This window comes from Streptomyces crystallinus (genome assembly GCF_039521265.1).
In the GTDB taxonomy this organism is placed as follows: Bacteria; Actinomycetota; Actinomycetes; order Streptomycetales; family Streptomycetaceae; genus Streptomyces; species Streptomyces crystallinus.
This window is the reverse complement of sequence record NZ_BAAACA010000037.1, coordinates 108630-117986: the sequence shown is the minus strand read 5'-3', so window position 1 is coordinate 117986 and position 9357 is coordinate 108630. Positions and strand designations below refer to the sequence as shown.

Annotated in this window: 8 protein-coding genes; 4 read left to right on the top strand and 4 right to left on the bottom strand. The window is 67.4% G+C overall.

Annotation, left to right across the window (positions count from 1 at the left end):
• Positions 1-169 precede the first annotated feature (169 nt).
• Positions 170-382 (bottom strand): hypothetical protein, encoded by a 213-nt coding sequence (locus ABD236_RS25785; RefSeq protein WP_344077358.1) that lies wholly within the window; start codon positions 380-382, stop codon positions 170-172.
• A gap of 542 nt (positions 383-924) precedes the next feature.
• Here ABD236_RS25785 and ABD236_RS25780 point away from each other — a divergent pair.
• The 3 genes from ABD236_RS25780 to ABD236_RS25770 are packed head-to-tail and all read left to right on the top strand — an operon-like array spanning position 925 to position 4946.
• On the top strand, positions 925-3072 hold the full coding sequence (locus ABD236_RS25780) for a helix-turn-helix transcriptional regulator (RefSeq protein WP_344077527.1): 2148 nt from the start codon (positions 925-927) through the stop codon (positions 3070-3072).
• A gap of 3 nt (positions 3073-3075) precedes the next feature.
• Positions 3076-4071, top strand: coding sequence for a hypothetical protein (locus tag ABD236_RS25775; RefSeq protein WP_344077357.1), 996 nt, complete (start codon positions 3076-3078; stop codon positions 4069-4071).
• Entirely contained in the window at positions 4068-4946 is an 879-nt protein-coding gene (locus ABD236_RS25770) for a DUF6339 family protein (protein ID WP_344077355.1), read from the top strand. Before ABD236_RS25775 ends, ABD236_RS25770 begins: the two co-directional genes overlap by 4 nt.
• A gap of 17 nt (positions 4947-4963) precedes the next feature.
• Here ABD236_RS25770 and ABD236_RS25765 read toward each other — a convergent pair whose 3' ends face one another.
• From ABD236_RS25765 to ABD236_RS25755, 3 genes are read right to left on the bottom strand one after another with little or no spacing between them, the layout of a single operon-like run.
• On the bottom strand, positions 4964-6325 hold the full coding sequence (locus ABD236_RS25765) for a DNA cytosine methyltransferase (protein ID WP_344077353.1): 1362 nt from the start codon (positions 6323-6325) through the stop codon (positions 4964-4966).
• A gap of 11 nt (positions 6326-6336) precedes the next feature.
• Positions 6337-7332, bottom strand: coding sequence for a DNA cytosine methyltransferase (locus tag ABD236_RS25760; RefSeq protein ID WP_344077351.1), 996 nt, complete (start codon positions 7330-7332; stop codon positions 6337-6339).
• Complete coding sequence (locus tag ABD236_RS25755; protein ID WP_344077349.1) at positions 7329-7730, bottom strand: very short patch repair endonuclease; 402 nt, start codon at positions 7728-7730, stop codon at positions 7329-7331. The genes ABD236_RS25760 and ABD236_RS25755 overlap by 4 nt, the downstream gene beginning before the upstream one ends.
• A 594-nt stretch (positions 7731-8324) precedes the next feature.
• Here ABD236_RS25755 and ABD236_RS25750 point away from each other — a divergent pair.
• Positions 8325-9269 (top strand): RNA polymerase sigma-70 factor, encoded by a 945-nt coding sequence (locus tag ABD236_RS25750; protein ID WP_344077347.1) that lies wholly within the window; start codon positions 8325-8327, stop codon positions 9267-9269.
• Positions 9270-9357 lie beyond the last annotated feature (88 nt).

Genomic DNA, 9357 nt, shown 5'->3' with positions numbered 1-9357 from the left:
CTTCTGCGCTCCTGGGTGTCAGAGATCCGGACGAAAGGGGGAACGAGGGGCCGGCCGGCCCGTGTTCGTCGTGGCGCTGGGCGTTGTTCTCCACAAGCCTTCGTGGAGCGCAGGGTTCACGGTGGAGGCGTCGCTGTTCAGGCCGAGGCCTGGGCTCGTGACGTGCAGATCAGGCCGGGGGAGCGGTCTCACCCGGAACGTCCGGCAGCCCCTGAGCCACCTTTGCCAGAACAGGGAACCCGTTGGTGAAATCCTTCTCGGACAGGTTGTATTCGTGAAGGATCCTCAGAACCTCACCCCTGCTTCCGGCCACCTTGATCGCCAACTCGAATGCACTCGAATCCCGAAGCGACTCCAGCGACTCACTGTCCTGCTCATTCATCTGAACTGCCCCTGTCAGGTTGCATCCTGTTAACCGCACAGGGGTGTATTCGGGCACGCGTCCCCCGTGTGAGCGAAATGGAATCGACGGTTTGAGTGAGACTTGTTTACCGGATCAAACTAGGGGGTGGGAATGTTGTGAGGCCACCCCTTTTCTGGAATTCCTCTGTCGAAATCCTACGGGGGCGTCGGTCGCTAAATGGGGTCGGAATTTTGGGCGCACTTCTCCCTCGGTCGCCCGGCCTTCCCGATTTCGGGATTCGCAAGCGAGATGGGATCCCCATCGTCAACGAACCTATCCGCTGTGCACTCGAACGCGCAACCCGAACTCCGGTCCCTCTAAACGGAGTTGGCCACTCCATGGCTCGGCGAAGATGTTCAGGCGCGTTGATACTCGACTATTTGGGGCAACTTGGACACCAGGCTGAAAAGACGTTGGGGATTGAGGGCGATCAACTAGTGGTTGACGCTGTCGCGTTTGTCAAATTAGCCTGGGTCCACACCATGCGATCGGCATGGTTGCGAGGAGAGAGCAGGCGGCGCGTGGAGACAGGTGAGGAGTTCGGGCCCTGGTTGGCCCGACAGCTCAAGCTCGCCGGGAGGACGCAGGCCGAACTGGCTGACGAGCTCAAGCTGACCCGGGCCGCTGTGTCCGCGTGGATCACGGGCAGGTCGACTCCTCGTCCGACCGTCATGACGGAAATCGCCAAGGCGCTCGGCACTGACGTGGGTACGGTGCACACCCGCACCACCGATACTCAGGCCGGCCTCCCCGTCAGCTGGTATCACCGCTCCGGCTACCCCGACGGCGGCCGCGACCTGGGTAATGCCGCCGCTTTCGCCTTCGACGCCGATGTGCAGGTCCTCGCTCGGGAGACGTGCCAGAACAGCCTGGACGAGCGGCTGACGGAGAACGGCCGCCCGGTCAGGGTCCGCTACACCCTGCACGAGCTCACCGGCGAAGCCCTGGACGCCTTCCGCGAGGCGATCCTCTGGAACGATCTCTTTCCGCACTACTCCGCCGTCTCGGAGACCGCCGGTAACCAGAAGGTCGGACGGGTGGTGGACGCCGGGGTGCGCGACATGTACGAGAAGGGCCGTCTGGTCCTCCTGCGCGTGGACGACTACAACGCCTCCGGGCTCATCGGTGACGACTACGGGGACGGCAAGTTCGCCGCAGTGGTCAGACGACAGCTGGAGAGCCTCAAGTCCGGTCCTGGCGCGGGCGGTTCGTACGGCTTGGGCAAGGCGACGCTGTGGGCCACCAGCTCTCTTGGGCTTGTGCTGATCAACTCAACCCTCTCCGTACCTCACGAAGGGCGGAGAGAGCGGCGGGTCATCGGCCGTCTCGAACTGCCGTGGCGCGAGGTCGACGGCGAGTCGTACGCGGGCCCCGCGTGGTTCGGCCGCCCGGATCCCGAGTCACCGGGTGCCAAGGTCGCTCGCTCTTGGTGGGCGGACGAGGAGACCGTGGAGAACCTTTATTTGACCCGGGAGAACGACGAGCCCGGTACGTCCTTCCTCATCGTCGGCGCGCACGACGTGGCCGGCCTCGCCGCGAACTCCTCCGAAGCCGACGAGGGGTTCCCCGGCGACGACGAGAGAGATGAGGACACGCGTGACATCAAGGCGATGCACGCCCGACTGGTCGAGGCGCTGGGGCGTGACTTCTGGGCCGCGATGACCGGCGGGGGCGGCAAGCTCCCCCTCCTGGAGGTCTCTGTCCGTGCCCTGCGGAACGGCAAAGAGGTCGTGGCGGAGCAGCAGGTGGACCCGTCTGTCGAACAGCCCTCCCGGACCCGTGCCCTGAGGGCGCACTACGAGGGCACCACGGTGGATCGTCTCACCGAGGCCGGGCAGGTGGCGGCGCGGAGCATCCCGCTGAAGCTGCCGCTGTCCGGCGGTGCCCGGGGGACGTTCGGTACACACCAAGCGGTTCTGCTGGTCACCGATGCCGAGCGGGACAAGGACGGGGGGAAGAACCGGATGCACTCGCTGCGGGGCAATCGGATGACCGTCAGGAGGACCCTGGTCCCGAGACTGCCGAACAGCACTACTCCTTTTCAGGCCGTGCTGTTGGTGGGTGAGGCGGCAGGTGAATCGGCTCCCTTCGCGAAGGAAGCCGAGGAATTCCTGCGTGCGGCGGAACCTCCCGAGCACGACCGTTGGGGGCAGACGGAAGAGTTGACACTGCGTTGGTCACCGTCGGCGTACCGGCGGATCAACGCGCTGACCGCCGAGGCCAACAACGCGGTGAAAGAGCTTGTCGCACGGCCGAAGCGCAGCAGCGGGGAGGGTGGTGAGGCCCTGCGCAGGGCGTTGACGGTACGAGCGCGACCGAAGGCCAAGACACCCCCCGGCCCGGTGGTTCCGGTCCTGGACGGGCTCGACGCGACCGTCGGCGACGGCGGCGAGTGGCAGATCACCGGTGAAGTGAGCATCCCGCGTGGCGACGAGATCGTCCCGATGGTGCCGGTGGCCCAGCTCGATGTGCGATCCGGGGGCCGCCCCAGGTTGGACTGGGCGGAACTGGTGGGCGTCGAAGGCTGCGAAGCGGCGGACGGGACGCTCTACTTCACACCTGGCGCGAGGCACGCGAAGTTCCGAGGAACCACCGACGTCACCAGCCACCCGGTCAGGACCGCCCTCACCCGTCTCGTGGTCGAACTCCGCGCCGGCAAGGGGGAGTGACGCGTGAAGTTCTATCCGTACAAGCGGCTCAACCGGCCGGTCGCGCTCAGAGTGACCTCGGTCTCCCTCAAGCTCCCCGACGGGACCCGCGATCAGTTGGAGACCAGCGCGTACTCGACCCAACAGCAAGCTGTCGCGCTCGGCATCGCGGGCCACAGAGACTGGGTGAGCGCCACGATCCGTCTTTCGGCGACGCTGCCTCCCGGGGCGAACACGCCGGACGCGCCCTGGTCGGATCTGTGTGTCCTGGCCGTACTGACGGACGGCGAGACCAATGTCCGTACCTCTGCGAAGCTCACGCCCGACGCGGAGGACAGCCGGGACTGGTCCGGCTCACTGGAGGTGTTCCGTGACGATCACCTGGGTCGGGCCTCCCTCGCCGTGTACGCCGTCGGGACAGTGGAAGGGGTACGCGGACGGTCGATCGCCGAGACCGACCGAGGCTGGATCATCGACACGGTCTCCGACGAGCCCGTCCGGGGACTGCAACTCGACGTTCAGAAGGCGTCCTTCAAGAGAAGCTCCCGGGAGTGGCTCCAGGCCTACGCCGACGCGCCCTGGATCGTGGAGGCCTCGGCCAGAGTTCCGACCGTGTTCGTCAACACCGATGTCGAAGGTGTCATCGACCTGCTGGACAGCAATGGCTCGGGTGTGGACAGCAAGGTGCGTGACCTCCTGGTCGCCCAGATGGCCACCGATGTCTGGACCGCGGTGTTCCACGGTGCCATCGGCGATCTGGAGGTGGAACCCGATGGCAGGCCGGTCTTCCCCACCGACTGGCAGGGCGAAGTGCTGCGGGAGATGCTGCCGGACGTGATTCCGGGCGTCCATGTCGAGGAGGCCCTACGGCAGGTCCACCGCCGGCGCACCGGCGAGTCGGGCTGGGTGGAGCTACAGACGCGTATCCATTACGCGGCAATCCGCCGCGCCGATGCGACCAAGGCGCTCGCCCTTGTCATCCGCAGTCTGGAACAGATGAACCGCGAGAGGGAGACGTGATCACCCAACCGAACCATGTGCCGGAGCGCCTGGGGTTGCTCGCCACCTCTGCCGTCGATCCGTTCCTCACCGAGGAACTTCTCAAAGGCGAACAGGTTCATGGTGGGATCGATCTCGCCAAGGTCGTCGAGCCGCTCCCCGAGGACGACGCCAGGTGGTGGGTCGAGCCGATCCGGAGCCTGCTGGAAGACGCCATGTTCGAGTTCCAGGAGGACCGCACCCGAGCCGACGCATGGCTCGCGCCACGGCTCCATGCCACGCTGCGTCTGGCGCGACGAGAAGCGGCGGACAAGCGTCTGTGGAACCACCTCGCCCTGGCTGTGGCCCCGGACTACGTGGTCTGGCGGCACCTGTCGGAGCCGACGGCGAACAGGCCGGAAAGACGCATCGCCGCCGAACGCTTCCGTGGCCCCGCGGACCGTCAGTGCTTCGCCCGCCTGTGGTGGGCGGCCGAACTCTTCAGGAACGGGTCGGACTACGAGCCTGTCGAGGTCGCCTGCGGAAATCAGGACCTCATCCACACCGTGCTCCGGAGTGAGTTGATCGATCACCGTCCTACCGCTCAGGCCTTGGTCCGTCTCCTGAAGAGCGGCCAGGTCTCCGGCGGGCGAGAGATCAACGGCCTCAGCGTGGCGATCAACGCGGCCGGAGCGACCTTGATCTACGACATCCTGGCGCCGGACCAGCCCCGCGACCCCGCACCACTGCGGGATTGGATCGCCGAAGCGGAGTCGGCGCCACCGGTCGAGCGGTACGAACTGCCGAGCGGGCCCGATGAGGACCCTGTCCCTGAGGAATCCGTGGCCGCGCTGACCAGCTACTTCGCGGAGCTGTTCGAGACTGCGCCGGTCAGGGGCAGGAAGAGCGGGGAATGACCCGGGCCGTGCTCGGACTACTTCGCCGACACCTTCTTGCTCTTACGAGGGCGCACGGAGGAAGGGGGCGGCACCTGGTCCTCAGGGCGAGGGCACTTGTCGGTGCAGGCATCGGGGGCCCCGCAGCCGCTGCTGCGCAACTTGGCCCGCTGTTCGTTCGTGGCCGACTGCCACGGCTTCCTCAACGCCTCCGGGTCCGGCTTGGGAAGGCCTAGAGCGGCGCCCAGCAGATGTGCACCGAACAGGGGGGGTACGGCGTTGCCCACCTGCTGGGCCTGCGCCGTACCGGACCACGGATAGTCCGGCGGGAAGCTCTGCAGCATCCCGGCCTCGTTCATGCTGAACCGCGGGCCCTCGTAGACGATGTTCTCGTCGAGGTGCTCGAAGACGACGAAACGTGAGATGCGGCCCGTGACGGTGGCGGCGGGCTGCTGATCGGTCCGCACTCCACGCCTCCCCGGGATCCCGGAGCTGCCGTAGTTCGAGCGGACGAGGAAGGGATGGGGGCGCCCCGGATGGGAGCCCACCGGTTGCGCCAGGGCATCCCGCATCGATCTCCAGGGCTGCGGGTCCGCGTCGCTCGTCGTCGCTGTGGCGGCCTCGTAGAGAGTTGGCTGATGGGCCTGGGGTGCCACTTGGCCGGGCTCGGTCGTCCCGGTCTTCCGGTTCCATTCCTTCGCTTCATAGGAATGGTGGGTCGGCGCGGGGAGCGAGGGTTCGCCGAGCCCGTCACGCCGAGCGATCAGTACCGCGCGGGATCGTGTCTGAGGCACGCCGTAGGTCTCGGTGTCGAGGACGTCGACGACGACCTTGTACTTGGTCCCGTCGGGGAGCCCCGTCTCCTCCAGCACCTTGGCGTAGTGCGCCCAGAGCGGGGCCACTGCGGGGACCTGCTCCAGGACGATGACGTCGTACGGGCGGTGCTCCCGATTCGGGCTCCTGGTCGCCTGAATCGCGTATCGGAGAGGTTCGAGGACCAGCGCAGTGCGCGGATCGGGGAGGGTTTTCAGGTCCTTGTCGATGGCCTGGTCGGACTCGCCCGCCATCAACCGTTCGATGTACTCCTTGACCCGGTCCAGGGCCTGGCGTCCGGCGCCGTGCCCGGCCACCGAGTACGTCTGGCACGGAGGGCCACCTGCGAGCACGTTGATCTCCGGCGGCAGGGCCTCGAAGGAATCCCTGCGTACCGCGCTCACGTCGGCGTGAAGGGTGTCCAGCCCGGCCGCATATCGTGTGAGGCACGCACTTCTGTCCCACTCGATACCGAGACTCGGGATGTCGAGCGCGTTCCCAGCGACGTCCAGCCCTCCGGGTCCTGCGAAGAGGTCCAGGACAAAGGGCTTGTCGAGGATGGACTGGTGGTGCGCCGAGCTGGTCATGTGGCGGAAGTCTAGCCGGCCGCGGGCGGTCGCGGATCCCCGTTCAAGGCCTCGGCGACGGCCCGTCCCAGCGCCTCTCCGACCGGCGGCGGGGTCGCGTGCCCGATCTGGCGGTACCGGGCGGTCTTGAGGCCGGAGATCACCCAGGCTTCGGGGAAGCCTTGGAGCAGGGCGGTCTGGTCCACCGTTATCCGTACCAGTCCGTCGTCCCCGAGTGACGGATCCCATCTGAAGTCGGGGCCGGGCGGCTCGTTCCCGAACGACTTCGTGTAGACCCCCATCCGTCGCCACTTGGCCTTTGTGCCGCTCGGTCCGAAGTCGGGCCCGCCGTGCGTCTTGGATCCGCCGACCACGGTAGGTGCCACACTGGTCGCCTGGGCCGCCCAACGGTCGGCGTCCGGCCAGCCGCAGGAACGCATCGAAGGCGCCAGCGTCTCTCCGACCGACACGTACTCGTCGACGCTGGGGCGGGGCGGTCGGAAGGCACCGGCCCACTGCCGCTTGACGGCCACGAGGATGCCTTGCATGCGGTGCTGGGGCACTCCGAAGTCGGAAGCGTTCAGGGTGAACCAGGCCAGTACGTAGCCGAGGTGCTCCAGCTCCTCGCGGAGGAACTCTCGTACGGGAGCCAAGGACTCCTCGTCCACCAGGGTGGGCACGTTCTCGATGATCAGTGCACGTGGTTGGACTGCGTGGACCAGATAGGCGGTCGCCTCGATGAGACGCGACTCGGCGTCCGAGGACTGGCGCGTCACGGTCGCGCTCGACCTCACCCTGGGCAGACCGGCTGTCAGCAGATCGACGTCGTACACCTCGGGATGATCCACGGGGTCGAAGTCGAGAAGGTCCGCCTTCAGCACGTTCCAGTGCGGCCGGTTGGCTTTGAGCGTGTCGCAGGCAGACGACTCGTTGTCCAGGAGGAGTCGAGGCGTGAAGCCCGCCCGTTCCAGCCCCAGAGCGAGTCCACCTGCCCCCGAGCACACGTCGACAAAGCTCAGTCCGCTCACCGGTTCCTCCCCAGTCCCCGCTGGATCCTCCGCCGATCCACCGCCGCCGCGATGCGGAGAGCCACGTCATCCGGTGCTTCATGCTCCCAGAAGCGCAGTACCTCCCAGCCGGCCGCTACGAGGTGTTCCGTGGTCTCCGTGTCACGCGCCATGTTGCGGTCCAACTTCTGTCGCCACCACTCTGCGTTCGCCACTGGCTGCGTTGCGTGTTCGGGGCAGCCGTGCCAGAAGCATCCATCGATCAGGACAGCTACTTTGACCGAGGTGAACGCCACGTCGATCCGGCGCCGCGCCATGCCTGGCACCGGGTACTCCACGCGGTAGCGCAGGCCCGCTGGGTGCAGGAGGCGCCGAACCAGCAGTTCGGCGGCCGTGTCCTTGCTGGGTTGGCTGCTCATGCGTGCGGAGACGGAGGGCGACGACGGCTTCATTGTGCTCAAGACGGCTGGTGCCTCACGATCGTGGCTCGGTCCCGGCGGCATCCGAGTCCGTACGGCCGAGCCGCCCGGACTACGGCTGTCGTGTCGATTCCATCATGGGGCCGAGCGCTGCCGCACCGGATTCCGCCTGCCGGGCGGTACCGCCGATGCAGGCGGTCTCGGGCATCGCCGCCGGCTATGTCCACGTCACGCCGGACCCGTTCGAGAGCTCTTCCGCTGCCTGAGCCATCTCGGCCGGTCCTGGAAAGTTGATGCCGCGCACGCACTCGACCAAGGTGCTCGCCCCAGGCTGCCGTGCAACCTTCCGACGAACGGCTCGCCCGTCTCCCGCGAGGCGGTGAGGTAGGCGACGAGCTCGGTGCGTTCGAGGGAGTGGGTGAGCTTGGAGACGTACAGCGGTTCCAGACCCGTGCGGTCAGGGGGTTGCCGCTGGCTGGGGGCTGTCCGGGCATGCGCATGCCGCAAAGGACCCCCGCGAGGCTCATAACCCTTCTCCATCCCCCCTCCCCCCAAAGATGGACGTGACCTGCATGGATGGCCGACCATGGGGCGATGTCGATCAGTACGTACGAAGCCGCTCTGTTCGAGGGGTTCCGGGGGCGCCTGGAGGCCATCGCCTATCGGCTGCTCGGGTCGGCCGGGGACGCCGAGGACGCCGTGCAGGACACGTTTCTGCGCTGGCACGCGGCCGACCGGGAACGGATCGAGACGCCCGAGGCGTGGCTGACCAAGGTGCTCACCAACCTCTGCCTCAACCAGCTCACTTCGGCGCGGGCCAGGCGCGAGACGTATGTGGGGGAGTGGCTTCCGGAGCCGGTGCTGGCCGGGGACCCGATGCTCGGTCCGGCCGACACCGCCGAGCAGCGCGAGTCGGTCTCGCTCGCGGTGCTCACCCTCATGGAGCGGCTGTCGCCGAACGAGCGCGTGGTGTACGTACTGCGGGAGGCGTTCGCGTACTCGCACCGGGAGATCGCCGAGATCCTCGACCTCACCGAGGCCAACTGCCAGCAGATCTACCGGCGGGCCAAGCAGCACGTCAGCGCGGACCGGTCGCGGGGCAAGGTCGACGCGGCCGCCGCGCGGAAGATCGTCGAGGAGTTCCTGGAGGCGGCGCTCAGCGGTGACACCGAGCCGCTGATCCGGCTGCTCACCGATGACGCGGTCAGCATCGCCGACGGCGGTGGCCGGGTCTCGGCCCGCCGGACGCCCGTCATCGGCGCTCTCGGGATCGCGAGGTACGTGCGGGGGCTGTTCCGGCCGAACGAGGCCAAGCGCGCGTACACGGGGAGCAGCCCTCTCGTCCATGTCGCCGTGGTCAACGGCGCCCCCGCCGTGCTCATCCAGGTCGGCGAGCAGGTCGCCGGCGTCATCTGTCTCGACACGGCCCCCGGCCGCGTCGGTGCGCTCCACATCCAGGTCAACCCCGACAAGCTGGAGCGCATCACGCGCCAGTGGGCGGCCGAGGGGCCGCACCAGCCCCTTGCCGCCATGTGGTGAGTCACGTCACAACGGTTTTCTGTCAGGGATCGCGAGGGTGTCCGGTTCAGGTGGTGAACGCAGCCGGACGGGCCAGCAGGGCCGGGCC

Bases quoted from the DNA above. Each gene is read 5' to 3' on its own strand.
- ABD236_RS25785 (WP_344077358.1), bottom strand. From the start codon at position 382: ATGAATGAGCAGGACAGTGAGTCGCTGGAGTCGCTTCGGGATTCGAGT.
- ABD236_RS25765 (WP_344077353.1), bottom strand. From the start codon at position 6,325: ATGACCAGCTCGGCGCACCACCAGTCCATCCTCGACAAGCCCTTTGTC.
- ABD236_RS25755 (WP_344077349.1), bottom strand. From the start codon at position 7,730: ATGAGCAGCCAACCCAGCAAGGACACGGCCGCCGAACTGCTGGTTCGG.
- ABD236_RS25750 (WP_344077347.1), top strand. From the start codon at position 8,325: ATGTCGATCAGTACGTACGAAGCCGCTCTGTTCGAGGGGTTCCGGGGG.